The sequence below is a fragment of the Pseudomonas sp. Pmew2 genome, from assembly GCF_058129885.1.
On sequence record NZ_CM176702.1, the window covers coordinates 771,411 to 791,356 of the forward strand.

General features: G+C 59.0%; 12 protein-coding genes and 1 pseudogene. 5 read left to right on the forward strand and 8 right to left on the reverse strand.

The annotated features are described in order from the left end of the window. Positions 1-51: 51 nt before the first annotated feature. Complete coding sequence (locus AC4ANK_RS03505) at positions 52-723, reverse strand: polysaccharide lyase family 7 protein (protein WP_004654467.1); 672 nt, start codon at positions 721-723, stop codon at positions 52-54. Between the two features lie 315 nt (positions 724-1,038). Between AC4ANK_RS03505 and AC4ANK_RS03510 the strand changes: the two are divergent. Then, a pseudogene (locus AC4ANK_RS03510) lies at positions 1,039-3,178 on the forward strand (two-component system response regulator). Between the two features lie 33 nt (positions 3,179-3,211). After that, complete coding sequence (locus tag AC4ANK_RS03515) at positions 3,212-3,736, forward strand: M48 metallopeptidase family protein (protein WP_002551758.1); 525 nt, start codon at positions 3,212-3,214, stop codon at positions 3,734-3,736. Between the two features lie 16 nt (positions 3,737-3,752). Here the strand turns inward: AC4ANK_RS03515 and AC4ANK_RS03520 are convergent, their stop codons facing one another. Further along, positions 3,753-4,049 (reverse strand): winged helix-turn-helix domain-containing protein, encoded by a 297-nt coding sequence (locus AC4ANK_RS03520; protein ID WP_002551759.1) that lies wholly within the window; start codon positions 4,047-4,049, stop codon positions 3,753-3,755. A gap of 61 nt (positions 4,050-4,110) precedes the next feature. Beyond that, on the reverse strand, positions 4,111-4,569 hold the full coding sequence (locus AC4ANK_RS03525) for a GNAT family N-acetyltransferase (protein ID WP_002551760.1): 459 nt from the start codon (positions 4,567-4,569) through the stop codon (positions 4,111-4,113). A gap of 227 nt (positions 4,570-4,796) precedes the next feature. Here AC4ANK_RS03525 and AC4ANK_RS03530 point away from each other — a divergent pair, with 227 nt between their 5' ends. After that, the gene (locus tag AC4ANK_RS03530; RefSeq protein ID WP_002551761.1) at positions 4,797-5,552 is read left to right on the forward strand and encodes a substrate-binding periplasmic protein; all 756 of its coding nucleotides are present in this window, start codon (positions 4,797-4,799) and stop codon (positions 5,550-5,552) included. Here AC4ANK_RS03530 and yccS read toward each other — a convergent pair. The 5 genes from yccS to aceE all read right to left on the reverse strand — a co-directional run bounded on the left by yccS (position 5,515) and on the right by aceE (position 15,438). Then, positions 5,515-7,713: a YccS family putative transporter gene (gene yccS / locus AC4ANK_RS03535; protein WP_032074424.1), complete on the reverse strand. Its 2,199-nt coding sequence runs from the start codon at positions 7,711-7,713 to the stop codon at positions 5,515-5,517. The genes AC4ANK_RS03530 and yccS overlap by 38 nt on opposite strands. A 136-nt stretch (positions 7,714-7,849) precedes the next feature. Continuing rightward, positions 7,850-9,028: a BaiN/RdsA family NAD(P)/FAD-dependent oxidoreductase gene (locus AC4ANK_RS03540; RefSeq protein ID WP_002551763.1), complete on the reverse strand. Its 1,179-nt coding sequence runs from the start codon at positions 9,026-9,028 to the stop codon at positions 7,850-7,852. A gap of 296 nt (positions 9,029-9,324) precedes the next feature. Then, positions 9,325-10,704, reverse strand: coding sequence for an ATP-dependent RNA helicase DbpA (gene dbpA, locus AC4ANK_RS03545; RefSeq protein ID WP_002551764.1), 1,380 nt, complete (start codon positions 10,702-10,704; stop codon positions 9,325-9,327). A 299-nt stretch (positions 10,705-11,003) separates the two neighbouring features. Continuing rightward, on the reverse strand, positions 11,004-12,650 hold the full coding sequence (gene aceF, locus AC4ANK_RS03550) for a dihydrolipoyllysine-residue acetyltransferase (protein ID WP_044343221.1): 1,647 nt from the start codon (positions 12,648-12,650) through the stop codon (positions 11,004-11,006). A 142-nt stretch (positions 12,651-12,792) separates the two neighbouring features. Continuing rightward, the gene (gene aceE, locus AC4ANK_RS03555; protein WP_002551766.1) at positions 12,793-15,438 is read right to left on the reverse strand and encodes a pyruvate dehydrogenase (acetyl-transferring), homodimeric type; all 2,646 of its coding nucleotides are present in this window, start codon (positions 15,436-15,438) and stop codon (positions 12,793-12,795) included. A gap of 384 nt (positions 15,439-15,822) precedes the next feature. Here aceE and glnE point away from each other — a divergent pair, with 384 nt between their 5' ends. Together glnE and waaF are read left to right on the forward strand one after the other, a co-directional pair. Beyond that, positions 15,823-18,780, forward strand: a complete 2,958-nt coding sequence (glnE, locus tag AC4ANK_RS03560; RefSeq protein ID WP_460384214.1) for a bifunctional [glutamate--ammonia ligase]-adenylyl-L-tyrosine phosphorylase/[glutamate--ammonia-ligase] adenylyltransferase — start codon at positions 15,823-15,825, stop codon at positions 18,778-18,780. Between the two features lie 129 nt (positions 18,781-18,909). Next, positions 18,910-19,944 carry a lipopolysaccharide heptosyltransferase II gene (gene waaF, locus AC4ANK_RS03565; protein ID WP_002551768.1) on the forward strand — a complete coding sequence of 345 codons (1,035 nt, stop codon included), beginning with the start codon at positions 18,910-18,912 and terminating at the stop codon, positions 19,942-19,944. Positions 19,945-19,946: the final 2 nt, after the last annotated feature.

The following is a 19,946-nucleotide window of genomic DNA, read 5'->3' on the forward strand; positions in this document are numbered from 1 at the left end:
TGCAAGTGCGGGCCGTTTTTTTGATCGTTTGATTCAAGGCCTGCGTGCGACTCAGCTCTTGTTGTGATCAATATCCAGATTATAGAACGTGGCCTTGCCGCCTTCCGAGGTATACCCGGTGTTGTCCTGGGTATAAACACCGGCTTTGAAATACAAAGGCTTGTCGCGCCAGGTCTCGCTGATGCGCTTGCTCCAGTCGGTGTCGTTGACACTGACAGTCAATTTTCCACCCTTGCTCAGGTGAATGACGTAACTGAATGTCTGATTGAGCTTCACACCTTCGACTATCTTATAGACCTTGCTTTCGTCGTCATCGAAACGATTGCGAACTTTCGCAACGATGTCTCCGGTCTTGGTGTCTTCCTTGTATTGATACTCGACTTTCAGAAGAGGCTCGGTGCTCTCGTAGGCATGTATCTGGCCGATCACGATCTTGCCGGAAGAGGGCACCTGATCGACTTCCAGTTTAGCGTTCAGATAGTTGTCCGCGTCGGGATATACCCAATTGTGCAGTGATCCATCTGACCATGTTTCCCGTAACTCGCTGCGCGAATATTTAGCGTTTTCGGTTTTGGTCCCGGTCACCGGAGACCAGAACACAATGGAGTCCGATTTTGATTTGAAGTATTTGCCGTCATAACCCTTAACAAGCTGAGCGGTGGTAATGGTTTGGGGGGGGGAGCCCACTGGAATGCTGAGTTGGTACGATCCGAGATCGATCATGTTCAATCCTTCCGCGCATGTCTGTTTGCTACCAAGGGGTGGCCTCTAGCAAGAGGGTTTGAGCGCGTTTTATACGGATTGTAGGGCGATTTGTTAATTAAAAGTTGTCGAACCAATGACGTCAAAGTGCTGTCACTTTTCCTGCAGAGCAGAGTGTGCACGGCGTACAGGGAATGACCGTTAGTCGGGTAGATCGAACTTTGATGGTAGGGAAGGGGTGCCTTGCTTCTGCTTTTTGCGAGACGGGGCTAGAGTTATTCCAAAGTATGACGGTCGTCCTGAAACCCAGGCGTCATGCCCACATAGAGAAGCAGCATGGAACGCGTGCCAACACAGCCACATGATGGCTCTTCGGTTTTACTGGTTGTAGACGATTACCCGGAAAATCTGGTGACGATGTGCGCTGTTCTGCAAAGAACGGACTGGCACATTGTGACTGCGAGTTCAGGCATCGAAGCATTGACGGTACTTCTTGAGCAGGAAGTCGACCTGGTTCTGCTGGATGTGCAGATGCCGGGCATGGACGGCTTCGAAGTCGCTCGGCTAATGCGAGGCAGTCAGCGCACCCGTCTGACGCCGATTATCTTTCTCACGGCCAATGAGCAGACTCAGGATGCCGTGCAGAAGGGGTATGCGAATGGCGCGACGGATTACCTGTTCAAACCCTTCGACCCGAACGTTCTCAAGCCCAAGGTGCAGACCCTGCTTGAGCAGCAGCGTAACCGTCGTGCGCTGCAACAGCTCTCGCTGGAGCTTGAATCGGCCCGAGCGTTCAACGCGTCAGTGCTGGCCAACGTCGCCGAAGGCATTCTGGTCGTTGATGAGGCGGGCACCATCAGTTTTGCCAATCCCGCCATCTGCCAGTTGTTGAGCGCTTCGGTCGATCAACTGCGCGGTACGCAAGTGCTGGATTACATTATCGAACCGCAAGTGGGCGACTGGCTGGAGTCTGGCTTCTACAAGCACTATCGCAAGGCCGACACCTACCGGGTGCACGATGCCGTTCTGCGTACCGCACAAGGTACACAGTTGCCGGTTGCCTTGTCTTGCGCGGCGCTGCCTGCGGAGCAGAAGGCGATGGTGATGACGGTTCTGGATATGTCGGTAGTCCGTGATCTTTATCAGCAACTTGAAAAACAGGCCGTTACCGACGCTTTGACAGGCCTGCTCAATCGCCGCGGGCTTTATCAGGCCGTTGAAGGCATGCTCCTGCGAAAGGAGCAGACAGACAAATACCTGGTTGTGCTGTTCATGGACCTGGACGGCTTCAAGCAGATCAATGATGCGCTGGGTCATGACGCCGGTGATCAGGTATTGCTCTGGGTCGCCGAGCAGTTCAAGGACAGCATGCGCCCCTATGATGTTCTGGCGCGCATTGGCGGCGACGAATTCACGGTCGTGATCGATGGGCTTGATTACCCCGAACAGGCGGCCAAAATCGCCGAAAAGCTCATTGAACGGGTGTCGGGAAGACGCCAGGGTCGACGGTGTCGATATCACCTTGGGTGCCAGTGTCGGTATTGCGACCTTTCCGGACTGCGGCTCGAATCTGGACGGTTTGCTGCGTGCGGCAGATATCGCCATGTACGAGGCCAAGCGTGCAGGGCGTCAGCAATACCGGTTCTACGACCAGAACATGAACGGACGCGCCCGCTCACGGCTGATGCTTGAGGAAAGCGTGCGCACGGCCATCGATGGCAAGGATTTTTCGGTGGTGTACCAGCCCCAGGTCCACGTTGCGGATGGCCGCCTGCGTGGTTTCGAAGCGTTGTTGCGCTGGCAGCATCCGGCGGTCGGCGAGGTACCTCCTGCACTGTTCATTCCCTTGCTTGAGGAGACCAGGTTGATCAACCGGCTAGGCAGCTGGATTTTCGATCAGGGTGCCGAACAGCGTCAGGCGTGGAGTCGGGTGTTTGCTGCCGATGTGGTACTGAGTGTCTGTGTCAGCCCCACGCAATTCTGCATGCCCAACCTGGCTTCGGAGCTGAAGCGTGCCATGGATCGCTTCGAGCTCAAACCAGGGCAGATCGAGGTGGAAATCACTGAAAGCTCTCTGGTGCATAACCTTACGCATAGCCATAAACAGCTGAAGTTGCTGCATGACGTCGGCGTGCGTATTGCGCTGGACGATTTCGGGACCGGCGAATGCTCGCTGTCGCACTTGCGCAATCTTCAGCTAGACACCTTGAAGCTGGACAGGCGTTTTGTCGCCAACATTGTCGAGTCCAGGCGCGAGGCGGCGATGGCCAGCAGCATCATCGACCTGAGTCGCAACCTCGATATGCTGGTTATTGCCGAAGGGGTCGAGACCCCCGAGCAATACCAGTGGCTGGCGGACAACGGCTGTCAGGTCATGCAGGGCTTTCTGATCGCGCATCCGATGGTGCCCGAAGACGCGCTGCGCTTCCCCGGGCACTTTGAGGTGGCAGGCTTGAGATCGAGTGGATTGCTGTAGAATGGCGTCTTTCGTCATCATGCAAAAGGCCCCATGACTGCCGCCAGCCATGCTCCGCTCAAATACCTGCAGGCCTATCCGCAGACCCTGCAGGATCAAGTGCATCAGCTGATTGCCCAGAACCGTCTGGCGGACTATCTGGAGCAGCGCTACCCTGAGCGTCATCAGATACAAAGCGACAAGGCTCTTTACGCCTACGCGCTGGCGCTCAAGCAGGATTACCTGCGCAACGCGCCGGCCATCAGGAAGGTGCTCTTCGATAGTCGCCTGGACCTGACCCATCGCGCGCTCGGGTTGCACACTAAAATATCCAGAGTGCAGGGCGGCAAGCTCAAGGCAAGCAATGAAATTAGGGTAGCCGCCTTGTTCAAGGAAGCCCCTGCACAATTCCTGAAGATGATCGTGGTTCATGAGCTCGCACATTTTCGCGAGTCAGACCACAACAAGGCGTTCTACCAGTTATGCGAGCACATGCTGCCCGGGTATCACCAGCTGGAATTCGACCTGCGCGTCTACCTGACCTATAACGAGCTGCAGGCTTCGAACGGCAAGCTTTAAGCTCGCAACTGCCCTGCTAGGGATACCCGAGCACGGCCTTGATGCTGTTCAGGTTGCGGGCGATCCATGTTTTGTCGATGGCGCCCCAGTTGCGAATACGGTAATTGCCTGCGTGATTGCGGGCACCTTCCTGCTGTTCGAATTCACACACGATGTCCAGATCGGAGAGCGCGCTGATGGTGTCCTGCGCGGTGCGGCGTGGCATGCCGGTTACGGCGGTCAGTTCGGGTACGCTGCTGGCGAGCTTCGAATCAATCAGGTACGCCACGTACAGGCGGCGATAGAAACTGCTTTTGGTCTTGCTGACCTCCATCGACGAATCCCTTTTCAATGCTTTCAATGTGCAGCTTGCAGCTCAAGGCGTGCAACTGCTCTTAGTCCAGATCGCGGCGCATGCCGATGTGGGGGATGTCGTCTTCCAGGTAGACCTCGCCCACCGGGTTGAAACCGTAGCGGCTGTAATAGCCTTGCAGGTGGGCTTGTGCCGACAGATAGATGGGCTGGTCAGGCCATTTGCGTTCGGCGTTTTCCAGAGCCTGTTCCATCAGTTCATGGCCAATGCCCCGGCTGCGAATCGAAGGGGCTGTCACGACTCGCCCAATAGTGACGTCGCCGCCCTGCTGGATAGGGTCCAGCAAGCGCAGGTAGGCGACCAGCTTGTCTTCCTGCCAGGCCATCAGGTGGCAGGTATCGCCCGTCAGGTCCTGCCCGTCCACGTCCAGATACACACATTGCTGCTCGACCACAAACACCTCGGCGCGCAGTTGCAGCACGGCATACAGCTGCTGGATGCTCAACTCGGTGTGATGTTTGCAGATCCATTTGATAGACATGTCGCAGACTCGCAGGGAAACCAGAAGAGAAGTCTAAACGTATCCGCCGACATTCCCAATAAACGCTGTCAACGATGTGCGTACAGCTTTACTGAGCATGTTCTTCTTCCGGCTTGTCTACTGACCGCTTCAGGTCTTCAATTAAAAGCTGCTGGCACTCTCATGAGTGATGGTTTTGCTGCCGATAGGATTAAATCGGGTATACCGCCCTTTTCAGGAACCTGAGCATGTCGCAGTGGCTTCGAGCGGTTGGGTTGCTGGTCTTTTTGCTGATGGCGCATGCCAGTGCAGCCGAGAAACTGCGCCTCGTCGCTGACCCTTGGCCACCTTTTACCGATGCGCTGCTGCTCAACGGCGGACTTGCGACCGATATCGTCAATACGGCGTTGCGCCGCGCCGGATACACCACTCTGTATGAGCAAGTGCCTTGGGCGCGGGCAATGCTGGGGTTGAGTGAAGGGCGGCACGATGTTCTGATCAACGCATGGTTCAGCGAAGATCGCACAAAAATTGGTCAGTTTTCAGCCGAATACCTGCTTAATAGGGTGCGCTTCATCAAACGCAAGGAATCGGCTATCGAGGTTCGGAGCCATGAACAACTGCACAATTACATGATTGCGGTTGTACGCGGTTATGCCTATTCCCCTGCGTTTGACAGCGACAGTCTGCTCAAGAAGGTTCCCGTACAAAACTTCTCCACAGCCGTACGCATGCTCGCTGCCGAACGTGTGGACCTGACACTGGAGGACGAATACGTCGCTCGCTATAACCTGGCGATGGAGCCCGACGAGGTTCGCGACCGTGTCGAGTTTCTACCCGGCTCGTTGAGCGAGAACAGTCTGCATATTCTGGTCAGCCTGAAAAACCCTCAGCACGCAAAAATCGTCGCCGATTTTGATCGTGAAATTGCCGCCATGAAGGCCGACGGCACCTACGACGAGCTGTTCAGACTGCATGGGCTGCAACAGCCTCCGGAGCTTTGATCAGGTGGGCGGCAAGGGTGCGTAGCGGTGCCAGCTGGCGGCAGATCAAGGCTAGCTGAGCCTGTACCAGACGCTGGCTTTCGTCCATCTCTTCCGGTAGCTGTTCCAGTTGCGCGGCCAGTGCTTCCTCTGCGTCACTCTGTACGGCGACAGGTTTCTTCTCGGCCAGCCCTGCGGCGATTTCGTCGATACTGGCTGCCAGCGTAGCGCCGACGTTATCGATCAGGTGTTCGCGGACATCGCCAGGCAACTGTGTATCACGGTGCGCGCCGAGGCCGGAAAGGTAGCTCAGCAGCGTATGTGACAGGACCAGAAAGCGGAAACCGACATCGGCCTCCTTGCGGAAGTGACCGGGCTCCATAAGCATGTTTGCCAATGTGGTCGACAGCGCAGCGTCGGCATTGTGTGCGTTGCGTCGCGCCAGTCGATAGGCAAGGTCGTCACTCTTGCCCTTGGCGTACTGCTGCATGATCTGCCGCAGGTAAATGCTGTTGCAGGTCAGGGTGTTGGCCAGCACCTTGTTCAGGCGTCGTCCTTGCCAGTCCGGCAGGAACAGGAACACCGCGAGCCCGGCGATCAAGCTGCCCAGCAGCGTATCGAACAGCCGTGGCAGGAACAGCCCGTAACCGTCGCCGACCTGATTGAAACAGAACAGCACCATGACTGTGATGGCGGCGGTCGACAGGGTGTAGCGCGTGGTGCGATTGACGAAGAACACCACACCGGCCAACACCGCGCACATCGATTGCAGAATCGGACTGGTAACCAGATCGAACAGTACCCAGCCGACCGTCAGACCTATTGCCGTACCAATGATCCGCTGGCCGAGTTTGCGCCGGGTGGCGCCGTAGCTCGGCTGGCAGACAAACACCGTGGTCAGGATGATCCAGTAGCCCTGTGACGGGTGAATCAGGTGCACCATCGCATAACCGATGGTCAGCGCCAGCGGCAGGCGCAGGGCGTGGCGGAACAGCAGTGAGGTCGGGGTCATCTGCAGGCGCAGGCGGGTCCAGACATCCTTGAGGTTGCGCGGCGAGCGGTCCAGCAGGCTGCTGTCGGTGGCATCGGCCACGGCGTCCGGGTTGCTGGCGTCGCTGATCAGGCGATCCAGTGTGCCGAGGTTGGCAGCCAGCGCACGCAGCGAACGCAACAGGCCACGCCACGCAGGGTTGCTCTGGATGCGCAGGTGTTCCAGAGAGGCGTGCAGGTCTTCCATGGCTTCGGCGAAGCTGGGGTCATACACGAACGGCTGCCGCAGCTGGATGGATTCTGACAGCGCCTGGCAGGCAACGCCCTGTTGACGCAGCAGGCGCTGGCAGCGGAACAGCACATCGCTGTGGAAAAAGGCGTCGGCCAGTGAGTTGTAGGGGTAGTGCGACGAGCTGGCGCGCTCGTGGATGTCCTGGGCGATGAAATACAGCTTCAGGTAGCGGCTGACTTTCGAACCGGGGCGGCCGCTGCCAACGCGGTGCAGGATGATTTCCTTGGTGGAGTTCAGCGCGGCGACCACTTTGCCATTCTGCTGCGCCAGTTCCAGACGACGGGCCTCTACATTGAGTGTGCGGATCGGCTCAAACAGCGTCGACTTGAGTTTCAGGTACTGCCCCAGCTCACGGAACAGCCGGGCCAGCGCCTGTTGCACCGGCTGGTTGGAAAACAGCATCTGCCACAGCACTGACAGCAGGCCATACCAGGTTGCACCCGCCACCAGCAGCATCGGCTCATGCCAGAAGTCCAGTACCTCACCGCCGCGCTGATCGACGCCGATCATGGTGTAGACCGAGAGGATCAGCGTGCCGTAGGCGATTGCGCCATACCGCTCACCCAGCGCGCCGAGCATGGTCAGGCAGAAGCTGGCCAGCGCCAGCGAGCAGACAAACAGGATGGGGTAGGGGAAGAGCAATTCGACGGCGAGGGCGGCGATGCTGAAACACACCAGTGTCACGGCCAGGGCATTGAGTCGGCCTTGCCAGCTATCGTCAGTCTCTGCCAGTGCGCAGGCAATAATCCCCAGAAACAGCGGGATCAGCAATGCCATCTCGTTTTGGTACCAGCACAGCGCCATGCTGCCGGTCAGTGCGATAAAGACTCGAACGCTATAGCTGAATTTATCCAGCGCCCACAATCGACGGAATGTATGACGGAGAGATTTCGATGCCATGGGTAAGCTGACGGCCCTGTTCGCAATTGATCAATTCTGCAGGAGGATATGTACAGACCAAACGACTGGCTGTACATCCGCTTGGCAAAATTTATACCGATTTGCAGTGTCGTGATGTTACGCCACGCGCACTACGTCACACGTACTGCGCCGCTGCGTACGCCGAGGCCCACGCCCACTGAAAGTTGAAGCCGCCCAGATGACCGCTCACATCGAGCACTTCGCCGACGAAATAGAGGCCGGGGGATTTCAGTGACTCCATGGTCTTGGACGACACTTCACGGGTATCAATACCGCCCAGCGTCACTTCAGCGGTGCGATAACCCTCGGTGCCTGCCGGGACCACCTGCCAGCTCGCCAGCTTTTCGGCGATGTCGGCCAGTTCGGCATGGGTGTACTGCTTCATGGGTTTGGACACGAACCAGTGTTCGGCGATCAGATTGGCCATCTTCTTGGTGAAAATCTCGCCCAGCAGGGTTTTCAATTCGCTGTTGGGACGCTCGGCCTGTTGCTGACTGAGCCAGGTGGGCACATCGTGATCGGGCAGCAGGTTGATTTCCACGGTGTCACCGGGCTGCCAGAACGAAGAGATCTGCAGGATCGCCGGACCACTGAGGCCGCGATGCGTGAACAGGATGTTTTCGCGGAAGCTGGTGTCATTGCAACTGACCAGGCAATCCACCGATGTGCCTGAAAGCTCTGTGCACAGCTCCTTGAGCTGATCGGTGATGGTGAACGGCACCAGGCCTGCGCGGGTGGGCAGCAGCGTGTGGCCGAACTGCTTGCCGACCTGATAGCCGAAACCGGTTGCGCCCAGCGTCGGAATCGACAGCCCGCCCGTGGCGATGACCAGTGCCTCGCAGCTCAACGTGCCCAGCGTGGTTTGCAGGCTGTAGCCGGATTCGGTCTTTTCGATCTGCTGCACGGAGGTATCCATGTGCAGGCTGACACCGGCCTGTCGACATTCCTCCAGGAGCATTTCCAGAATGTCGCTGGACTTGTTGTCACAGAAAAGCTGACCAAGCTTCTTCTCGTTATAAGGCACGCCATGTTTGGCGACCATCGCGATGAAATCCCACTGGGTGTAGCGCGCCAGGGCCGATTTGCAGAAGTGCGGGTTCTGCGACAGGAAGTTGGCCGGCTCGGTGTACATGTTGGTGAAGTTGCAGCGCCCGCCACCGGACATGAGGATCTTCTTGCCGGGTTTGTTGGCGTGATCGATCAACATCACCCGGCGCCCGCGAGCGGCAGCGGTGAACGCACACATCAGACCAGCGGCGCCAGCGCCAATGATTACAACGTCGGTAACGGGCACAGCGTGTTTCCTCGATCTGTAGGTCACGATCGTTCCCATGCTCCGCGCTAAGCTATATACAAGCCTGTTTTTGATTCTGGCCGAAGGCCGTGGGAGCGGACCGGGCGACGCTTCGCTTGTTCGCGAAAGGGCCGGTATGTTCTCCGAAGATTTATCGTCTGAACTACCGTCTTCGCGAACAAGTTCGCTCCCACGCCCTACGGGCAGAGGCCTGAAAACCGCGTTTTCAGGACCTTCGGGGCCTGTATATGATGCTCGGCGCGGAGTGTAGGGACTATCAGGGTCAACTATAAACTTTACAAAATCCGCACGCGCAGCGACTTGCCTTTGATCTTGCCGTTGTTCAAACGCTCCAGAGCCTGTTTGGCCATGCTGCGCTCGACGGCGACGTACGCCTGGAAATCGAAGATCGCGATCTTGCCCACCTGAGTGCCTGCAATACCCGCTTCGCCGGTCAGCGCGCCAAGAATGTCGCCCGGGCGCAGTTTGTCCTTGCGACCCGAACCGATGCACAGCGTCGTCATGGTCGGCAGCAGTTTGCCGCCTTCCTTAACGCTTAGCTGATCGTACTGCTGCCAGTTCAACGGGGCTTTCTGCAATTCTTCGATAGCGCGGGCGCGCTGGCTTTCCGACGGTGCCACAAGGCTGACCGCGATGCCTTTTTCGCCTGCGCGACCGGTACGGCCTACGCGGTGAATGTGGATTTCCGAATCGCGCGCCAGCTCGACGTTGATCACCATGTCCAGTGCGTCGATGTCCAGACCGCGCGCGGCCACGTCGGTGGCGACCAGTACCGAGGTGCTGCGGTTGGCGAACATCGCCAGTACCTGATCGCGGTCGCGCTGTTCCAGATCACCATGCAGACCGACGGCAGACATGCCTTTGGCGGTCAGGTGGTCGACCACTTCCTGAACCTGCTGCTTGGTGAAGCAGAACGCCACACAGGACGCCGGACGGAAATGACCGAGTACCTTGACCACCGCTTCCAGACGCTGCTCCGGAGAGATTTCATAGAAAATCTGCTCGATCTGGCTGTCGGCGTGCAGCGCTTCGACTTTTACGGTCTGTGGGTCACGCATGAATTTCGACGACAGCTGCTTGATGCCGACCGGGTAGGTCGCGGAGAACAGCAGGGTCTGACGGCGCTGCGGGGTCTGCTCGATGATGTCGGCGATGGCGTCGTAGAAGCCCATGTCCAGCATGCGGTCGGCTTCATCGAGGATCAGCGTGTTCAGGCCGTCCAGCACCAGCGAACCCTTGCGCAAATGTTGCTGAATACGCCCCGGCGTACCGACGATGATGTGCGCGCCGTGCTCCAGCGAGCCGATCTGCGGGCCGAAAGACACGCCGCCGCAGAGGGTCAGCACCTTGATGTTGTCTTCCGAGCGCGCCAGACGGCGGATTTCCTTGGCGACCTGATCCGCCAGTTCGCGGGTCGGGCACATGACCAGTGCCTGGCAACCGAAGAACCGCGGGTTGATCGGGTTGAGCAGGCCGATACCGAAGGCAGCGGTCTTGCCGCTGCCGGTCTTGGCTTGCGCGATCAGGTCCATGCCCTTGAGGATCACCGGCAGGCTCTGCGCCTGAATCGGTGTCATTTCGGCGTAACCAAGCGACTCCAGGTTAGCCAGCATGGCAGCGGACAGAGGCAGAGAATTGAAAGCGGTGTTAGTCACGACGGTGGACCTGCAAAACAAAAATGTCGCGTAGTGTATCACCCGCCAGTCAGACCTGGCACCGCGATAAAGGTCGTGGGAGCGAGCTTGCTCGCGAAGGGGTCCGTACAACCCCAGAAGATGGTCGTGAGCAATGCGGATCGCCGCCCCGGTCACTCCCACAGAATCCAGCAATGAGCGCGGAGCATGGGCGCGATAGCCAGGCAAAAAAATCCCCGCTGGAGGGCGGGGTTGAGGTTCGAGCGTGGCAGCTCGCAAAGGTGTATAGCAAGGCCCGTCCGGGAACGGGCCTGCAGGGCTTACAGCAGGATTGTGCGGATGTCCGCCAGCAATTCGCTCAAGCGCTTGGTGAAGCGGGCAGCAGCTGCGCCGTTGATCACGCGGTGATCGTAGGACAGCGACAGCGGCAGCATCAGTTTCGGCTGGAAGGCTTTACCGTCCCAGACGGGCTGGATGGTTGCCTTGGAAACACCGAGGATCGCCACTTCCGGCGCGTTGACGATCGGCGTGAAGCCGGTGCCGCCAATGTGGCCGAGGCTGGAGATGGTGAAGCACGCGCCCTGCATGTCGTTTGCAGTCAGCTTTTTGTTACGTGCCTTTTCAGCCAGTGCTGCGGCTTCGGCGGCCAGCTGCAACAGGCTCTTCTGATCGACGTCGCGGATAACCGGTACCAACAGGCCATCCGGGGTGTCCACGGCAAAGCCGATGTGCACGTACTTCTTGCGAATCACGGCCTTGCCGCTAGGTGCCAGCGAAGCGTTGAAGTCCGGCAGCTCCTTGAGCAAGTGGGCGCAGGACTTGAGCAGCAGTGGCAGAACGGTCAGCTTGACGCCAGCCTTCTCTGCAGCACCTTTCTGCGCAACACGGAAAGCTTCCAGGTCGGTAATGTCGGCCTGGTCGAATTGCGTGACGTGCGGAATGTTCAGCCAGCTGCGGTGCAGACCCGAAGCGCCGAGTTGCATCAGGCGCGTCATCGGTACTTCTTCGATCTCGCCGAAACGGCTGAAATCGACTTCCGGGATCGGCGGAATGCCCGAGCCGCCGCTTGCGCCGCCAGCCGGAGCGTCCTTGGCCTTCTGCATCATGGTCTTGACGTAAACCTGAACGTCTTCTTTCAGCACGCGGCCGTGTGGGCCGGTGGCGCTGACCGCGCTCAGCTCGACGCCGAACTCGCGTGCCAGCTGACGAACAGCCGGGCCTGCGTGAACCTTGGCGCCGTCTTTGGCCGGTGCAGCCGGAGCAGGTGCTGCTTCGGCTTTCGGCGCTGGAGCAGCGGCCGGTGCAGCCGCTTCAGCCTTGGCAGGAGCGGCAGCCGGTGCGCTGGCAGCAGGTGCCGGAGCTGCGGCGGGCGCTGCGCCTTCGACTTTCAGTTTGAGGATCAGGTCGCCGGTACCGACTTCCTGGTCCAGCTTGACTTCGATGCTCTCGACAACGCCTGCTGCCGGAGATGGGATCTCCATGCTGGCCTTGTCGGATTCCAGGGTGATCAACGACTGATCAGCCTGAATGGAGTCACCGACCTTGACCATCAGCTCGATGATTTTGGCCTTGCCCGACGAGCCGATGTCCGGCACGTGGATGTCCTGAACGCTGGCGCTGGCTGCCGGAGCAGGCGCAGCAGCGGCAGGTGCCGGTGCAGCTTCAGCCGGTTTTTCGGCAGCAGCAGGTGCCGCGGCAGGTTCGGCTGCGGGGGCAGGTGCGGCAGCCGCTTCGCCTTCCACTTCCAGCTCGAACAGCTCGTCGCCTTCTTTCAGGCGGTCGCCCAGCTTGACCTTCATGGCCTTGATGACGCCAGCCTTGGGAGCAGGGATTTCCATGCTCGCCTTGTCTGATTCCAGCGTCAGAATGCTCTGGTCGGCTTCGATGCGATCACCGACCTTGACCATCAATTCAATGACTTCGCCTTCACCGTTGCCGATGTCGGGTACACGAATTAACTCACTCACTATGTCTCTCCTTAGGAGAACCTGTTCACTCACCAATACGCTGGTTCAGTTACAACGAAACAGCGTTGGATGCTCATTTACGGTAGGTAAATTCCGCATCCTCGGCTGTTTACGCTCTGATCAGCGCTCTTGAAGCAGACTCTTAGCAGTCCAGTGGATTGCGTTTTTCAGGATCGATGCCGAACTTGGCGATGGCTTCCGCCACCACTTTAGGTTCGATATCGCCACGATCCGCCAAAGCTTCCAGGGCTGCCAGCACAACGAAGTGACGATCGACTTCAAAGAAGTGACGCAGCTTCTTGCGGCTGTCGCTACGGCCGAAACCGTCGGTGCCCAGGACTTTATACTCCTTGGTTGGAACCCACTGACGAATCTGGTCAGCGAACAGCTTCATGTAATCCGTCGATGCAATGACCGGGCCTTTGCGACCGTTGAGGCACTGCTCAACATAGCTCAGTTCCGGCTTCTGGCCAGGGTGCAGGCGGTTGTTACGCTCTACAGCCAGACCGTCGCGACGCAGTTCGTTGAAGCTGGTAACGCTCCAGACGTCAGCGCCGATGTTGAACTCGTCACGGAGAATCTTCGCCGCTTCGCGAACTTCACGCAGGATGGTGCCCGAGCCCAGCAACTGGACGTGGTGCGCCGCTTCCCTTGTGTCTTCTTCGAGCAGGTACATGCCCTTGACGATGCCTTCTTCCGCACCGGCCGGCATGGCTGGCTGGGTGTAGGACTCGTTCATCACGGTCAGGTAGTAGAAAACGTCCTGCTGCTCTTCGAACATCCGGCGCATGCCGTCCTGGATGATCACTGCCAGTTCGTAACCGTAAGTCGGGTCGAAGGTGCGGCAGTTCGGGATGGTCGACGCCAGAATGTGGCTGTGACCGTCTTCGTGCTGCAGGCCTTCGCCGTTCAGCGTGGTACGGCCGGCGGTGCCGCCGATCAGGAAACCACGGGTGCGGCTGTCGCCAGCAGCCCATGCCAGATCGCCGATACGCTGGAAACCGAACATCGAGTAGAAGATGTAGAACGGAATCATCGGCTGGTTGTGGCTGGAATACGAAGTACCGGCAGCGATGAAGGAGGACATGGCGCCCGCTTCGTTGATGCCTTCTTCGAGAATCTGGCCTTTCTTGTCTTCGCGATAGAACATTACCTGTTCTTTATCGACTGGCTCGTAGAGCTGGCCGACCGACGAGTAGATGCCCAGCTGGCGGAACATGCCTTCCATACCGAAGGTACGGGCTTCGTCCGGGATGATCGGCACGATGCGCTGACCGACTTCCTTGTCCTTGACCAGCTGCGCCAGGATGCGCACGAAAGCCATGGTGGTGGAAATTTCACGGTCGCCCGAACCGTCAAGGATGGCCTTGAGGGTATCGAGTGGCGGCGTCGGCAGGCTGAAGCTCTGCGCGCGGCGCTGAGGTACGAAGCCACCCAGCGCAGCACGACGCTCGCTCAGGTAACGGGCTTCGGCGCTGCCTTCTTCCGGCTTGTAGAACGGCAGGGCTTCGAGTTCGGAGTCCTTGACCGGGATGTCGAAACGGTCACGGAAGTGACGCAGGCTGTCGACATCGACCTTCTTGGTGTTGTGTGCAGTGTTTTTCGCTTCGCCGGCGCCGGTGCCATAACCTTTGATGGTCTTGGCCAGAACCACGGTCGGTTGACCCTTGTGGTTGACGGCTTCGTGGTAGGCCGCATAAACCTTGTACGGATCGTGGCCACCACGGTTGAGTTTCCAGATCTCGTCGTCGGACAGATCGGCAACCATTGCCTTGAGTTCAGGCGAGTTGAAGAAGTGCTCGCGGACGAACGCGCCGTCCTTGGCCTTGTAGTTCTGGTATTCGCCGTCGATGACTTCGTCCATACGACGTTGCAGGATACCGTCGACGTCCTTGGCCAGCAGCGGGTCCCAGAAACGGCCCCAGATGACTTTGGTGACGTTCCACTGAGCACCACGGAACACGCCTTCCAGTTCCTGGATGATCTTGGCGTTGCCGCGAACCGGGCCGTCGAGGCGCTGCAGGTTGCAGTTGACGACGAAGATCAGGTTGTCGAGCTTCTCGCGACCGGCCAGAGCGATGGCGCCCAGGGATTCTGGCTCGTCGGTCTCGCCGTCACCCAGGAAGCACCAGACTTTCTGCTTGCCTTCCGGGATGTAACCGCGGTGCTCCAGGTACTTCATGAAGCGCGCCTGGTAGATCGCCTGGATCGGGCCAAGGCCCATCGATACAGTCGGGAACTGCCAGAAATCCTTCATCAGCCACGGGTGTGGGTAAGACGACAGGCCATTGCCGTCGACTTCCTGGCGGAAGTTGTTCATCTGGTCTTCGGTGATACGGCCTTCGAGGAACGCACGGGCATAGACGCCTGGCGATGCGTGACCCTGGAAGTAGATCAGGTCGCCGCCGTGTTCGTCGGTCGGGGCCTGGAAGAAGTAGTTGAAGCCGATGTCGTACAGCGTGGCGCTGGAGGCGAAGCTGGAGATGTGGCCGCCCAGATCCGGGTCGTTCAGGTTGGTTTTGACGACCATTGCCAATGCGTTCCAGCGCACCAGCGAGCGAATGCGGCGTTCCATGAACAGGTCGCCAGGCATGCGTGCTTCGTGGGTGACAGGAATCGTGTTGCGGTATGGCGTAGTGATGGCGTACGGCAGCTGCGAACCACTACGGGTGGCCAGCTCGCCCAAACGGGTCATCAGGTAGTGAGCGCGGTCTTCGCCTTCTTTGTCGAGAACCGATTCCAGGGCGTCCAGCCATTCCTGGGTTTCGACGGGATCGAGGTCTTGCATGGCTTGCTCCAGGGCGGAAAGGCTTCCAGAATCGGTTGCCTGAGTTTGCGACTGGCCTTGTGGGCAGACGACATAAATTCTTGGATTACCGGAGGGTGGGATCCGGCGGCGTGTAGTTTTACTACAAATCGACGACGATTTCAGCCCTCCGAGTATCGGACCCAGTAGTAAAACTACAGAGAAGCGACTCAATCGCTCCTGTTGTCTTGTAACTTAAAACGTTACTGTTGATTGCTATTGAATATCTTGCAGGGAAAAAGCGGATTTTTATGCTTCTAATTTGATTTTTCCAGCAATTTATAACCTTTGTTCGACAAGCGGTGCTGGCAGACGCGTCTTGCCGTCATGACAGACGGGCGTTTGCACGCCGATCAAGGATAGACCATGAGCCTACCTTTACTGGCTGAATTTCCGGCCATTCTGCTGCCATTGATTACCCGTGCCCGCCAGACTTTCCAGGCCGCGCTCACTGCTTTGTCAGAGGACGCGCTGGCGTCTTTCGAGGCCTGGCCCGAAGCGCGCCGCAAGGCGTTCGACCGGGTTTGCGCCGCCAGTGATTTTGTCACCGAGCAAGTTTGCCGTGACCCACAGATGCTCCTGCAACTGGCCGATTCGGGCGAGCTGGAGCGTAGCCTCTCTGCCGGCCAATTGCGCGGTCAGATTGCCGATGCCCTGTCGAGCGCCACCAGTGATGACGAGTTGGGGCGTAATCTACGTCGGCAGCGCGCACGCCAGCAAGTGCGAATCATCTGGCGCGATCTGACCCGTCAGGCAGATCTGATCGAAACCTGCCGTGATCTATCGGAAATGGCCGATGCTTCGATCGACCTGGCCTACCAATGGCTGTATCCACGGCACTGCGAGCAGTTCGGCACACCGACCGGTCGTCACTCTGGGCAGCCGCAGCACATGGTCATTCTGGGCATGGGCAAACTAGGCGCGGTCGAACTGAACCTTTCGTCGGACATTGACCTGATCTTTGCCTACCCGGAGGGTGGCGAGACGCTGGGCACCAAGCGTGCGCTGGATAACCAGGAGTTTTTCATTCGCCTGGGGCAGCGGCTGATCAAGGCTCTGGACCCGGTAACCGTCGATGGTTTCGTGTTCAGGGTCGACATGCGCCTGCGGCCCTACGGTTCTTCCGGGGCGCTGGTGCTCAGTTTCAACGCGCTGGAGCAGTATTACCAGGATCAGGGCCGGGACTGGGAACGTTACGCGATGATCAAGGCACGAGTGGTCGGCGGCGATCAGGCCGCAGGTGCCGAGCTGCTGGATATGTTGCGCCCGTTCGTGTATCGCCGTTACCTGGACTTCTCGGCCATTGAAGCGCTGCGCACCATGAAGCAGCTGATTCAGCAGGAAGTGAAGCGCAAGGGCATGGCGGAAAACATCAAGCTCGGTGCGGGGGGGATTCGCGAAGTCGAGTTTATCGCCCAGGCGTTCCAGCTGATCCACGGCGGCCGCGACCTGAGCCTGCAACAGCGCCCGCTGTTCAAAGTGCTGAAAACCCTTGAAGGGCAGGGTTATCTGCCTTCGGCGGTGACTGAAGAGCTGCGCGAGGGTTACGAATTTTTGCGTTACACCGAGCACGCCATTCAGGCGATTGCCGACCGTCAGACGCAAATGTTGCCGGACAACGATCAGGATCAGGCACGCATTGCCCTGATCATGGGCTTTGCCGACTGGGTCAGTTTTCACGAGCGCCTTATGTACTGGTGCAGTCGGGTGTCCTGGCATTTCCGTCAGGTCATCGCCGACCCCGATTCGGATCCCGACGACGAGCAGCAGGACGACAGTGAAGTCGCGGTGGGTGGCGAGTGGCTGCCCCTGTGGGAAGAGTCCCAGGACGAGGAAGCCGCGGGTCGCCAGCTGTTGCAGGCCGGTTTCGTCGATGCGGAAAAGGCACTGAAGAATCTGGCCAGCCTGCGCAGCAGTCCCAACCTGCGTTCGATGCAGCGTCTGAGTCGTGAGCGGCTGGATGCGTTCATCCCTCGGTTGCTGGCTCAGGCGGTAGAGCATGAGAAGCCCGACCTGGTGCTGGAGCGTGTGCTGCCGCTGGTAGAAGCGGTCGCCCGGCGCTCGGCGTATCTGGTGTTGCTGACCGAAAACCCCGATGCGTTGCGACAACTGCTGACCCTGTGCGCTGCCAGCCCATGGATTGCGGAGCAGATCGCACGCTTCCCGCTGCTGCTCGATGAGCTGCTCAATGAAGGTCGCCTGTTCAATCCGCCGTTGGCACCAGAGTTGGCGGCCGAGCTTCGTGAGCGACTGATTCGTATCCCGGAGGACGACCTCGAGCAGCAGATGGAAGCCCTGCGGCATTTCAAGCTGGCCCACAGCCTGCGGGTTGCGGCGTCCGAGATATCCGGCAGCCTGCCGTTGATGAAAGTCAGTGATTACCTGACCTGGCTGGCCGAGGCGATTCTCGATCAGGTGCTCGCTCTGGCTTGGCGCTACAGCGTGGCCCGGCACGGTACGCCTTTACGTCCGGACGGCACGTTGTGCGACCCAGGTTTCGTGATTGTCGGCTACGGCAAGGTCGGCGGCATCGAGCTGGGGCACGGCTCCGATCTGGATCTGGTGTTCATTCATGATGGCGATCTGGAGGCCGAGACCGACGGTGCCAAACCGATCGACACCGCGCAGTTCTTCACTCGTCTGGGGCAGCGGGTGATCCATTTGCTGACCACGCAAACCAACTCCGGTCAGCTGTATGACGTCGACATGCGCCTGCGGCCGTCGGGTGCATCCGGGTTGCTGGTCAGTTCGCTGGGGGCCTTCGCCCGTTATCAGGCCAATGAAGCCTGGACCTGGGAGCATCAGGCGCTGGTGCGTGCGCGGGTGATGACCGGCAGTCGCGATGTTGGCGAGCAGTTCGAAAAAGTCCGTGCCGATGTGCTGGGGCGCGAGCGTGATCTGGACAAGCTGCGCGCCGAAGTCAGAGAGATGCGCGGCAAGATGCGCGACAACCTCGGCACCCGCGTGACAGCAGCCGGAAGGGCGGCCAGTGCCTTCGAGGCGTCGGTGCCGTTCGACCTCAAGCAGGACGCCGGAGGTATCGTCGATATCGAATTTATGGTGCAATACGCCGCCTTGGCGTGGTCCAGAGAGCATCCAGCGCTGCTGCAATACACCGACAACATTCGGATTCTCGAAGGGCTTGAGGACGCCGGGCTGTTGCCTGACACGGACGCCGGCCTGTTGCGCGAAGCCTACAAGGCGTACCGCTCGGCAGCGCATCGTCAGGCTTTACAGAAGCAGGCGGGCGTGGTCAGCGGCGATCAGTTTCATGCCCAGCGGCGTGAGGTGATGCGGATCTGGACGCAGATGGGTTTGAGCTGAGCCGCGCGGCAACGCCATATTCCGCTGCAACACTATATAAAGCTATGACAGGGAGGCGACAGGTTGTGTGGGAATGTCACGCAGTCTGATCGGCCTCCCTGATCGTTTCTGGTCGTTTTTGGATAGAACATGAAAATTCTGATCGTTGGGCCTAGCTGGGTCGGTGACATGGTGATGGCACAAACGCTGTTCCAGTGTCTGAAACAGCGTCATCCCGAGTGCGAAATCGACGTGCTGGCCCCTGAATGGAGCCGTCCGATACTGGAACGCATGCCGCAGGTTCGTGCTGCGCTCAGTTTCCCGCTGGGTCACGGCGCCCTCGAGCTGGCGACCCGTCGCCGGATCGGCAAGTCCCTGGCTGGCCAATACGATCAGGCTATCCTGCTGCCCAACTCGCTGAAATCCGCTTTGGTGCCCTTTTTTGCCGGTATACCGAAGCGTACCGGCTGGCGCGGTGAATTCCGCTATGGCCTGCTCAATGACGTGCGCACCCTCGACAAACAGCGCTATCCGCTGATGATCGAGCGTTTCATGGCTTTGGCATTCGACAAGAGCACCGAGTTGCCGCGTCCTTATCCCAAGCCCAGCCTGCGCATCGACACCGCGACTCGCGATGCGGCATTGAGCAAGTTCGGGCTGACCCTCGATCGTCCGGTGCTGGCACTATGCCCAGGTGCAGAGTTCGGCGAGTCCAAGCGCTGGCCTGCCGAGCATTACGCACAAGTCGCCGACGCCAGCATTCGCGAAGGCTGGCAAGTCTGGCTGTTCGGCTCGAAAAAGGATCACCCGGTCGGCGAGAGTATTCGCCAGGAACTGATTCCCGGTCTGCGTGAGGAGTCGGTCAACCTCAGTGGTGAAACCTCGCTGGCCGAAGCCATCGACCTGCTCTCGTGTGCTGACGCGGTGGTGTCCAACGATTCCGGCCTGATGCATGTGGCCGCAGCGCTGAACCGCCCGCTGGTGGCCGTCTACGGTTCGACCTCGCCGGGCTTCACGCCACCGCTGGCCGACGCAGTGGAAGTGGTGCGCCTGGGTATAGAGTGCAGCCCGTGCTTTGAGCGCACCTGCCGTTTCGGCCATTACAACTGTATGCGTCTGCTTGAACCGGACGCCGTGATTCAGGCGCTGAGCCGCCTGAACAGCACGCCGGTGGAGGTCGCCTGATT

Coding starts and splice junctions, on each gene's coding strand:
- AC4ANK_RS03530 (WP_002551761.1), top strand. CDS start 4,797: ATGTCGCAGTGGCTTCGAGCGGTTGGGTTGCTGGTCTTTTTGCTGATG.
- waaF (WP_002551768.1), top strand. CDS start 18,910: ATGAAAATTCTGATCGTTGGGCCTAGCTGGGTCGGTGACATGGTGATG.
- AC4ANK_RS03520 (WP_002551759.1), bottom strand. CDS start 4,049: ATGGAGGTCAGCAAGACCAAAAGCAGTTTCTATCGCCGCCTGTACGTG.
- glnE (WP_460384214.1), top strand. CDS start 15,823: ATGAGCCTACCTTTACTGGCTGAATTTCCGGCCATTCTGCTGCCATTG.
- AC4ANK_RS03515 (WP_002551758.1), top strand. CDS start 3,212: ATGACTGCCGCCAGCCATGCTCCGCTCAAATACCTGCAGGCCTATCCG.
- yccS (WP_032074424.1), bottom strand. CDS start 7,713: ATGGCATCGAAATCTCTCCGTCATACATTCCGTCGATTGTGGGCGCTG.
- AC4ANK_RS03525 (WP_002551760.1), bottom strand. CDS start 4,569: ATGTCTATCAAATGGATCTGCAAACATCACACCGAGTTGAGCATCCAG.
- AC4ANK_RS03505 (WP_004654467.1), bottom strand. CDS start 723: ATGATCGATCTCGGATCGTACCAACTCAGCATTCCAGTGGGCTCCCCC.
- aceE (WP_002551766.1), bottom strand. CDS start 15,438: ATGCAAGACCTCGATCCCGTCGAAACCCAGGAATGGCTGGACGCCCTG.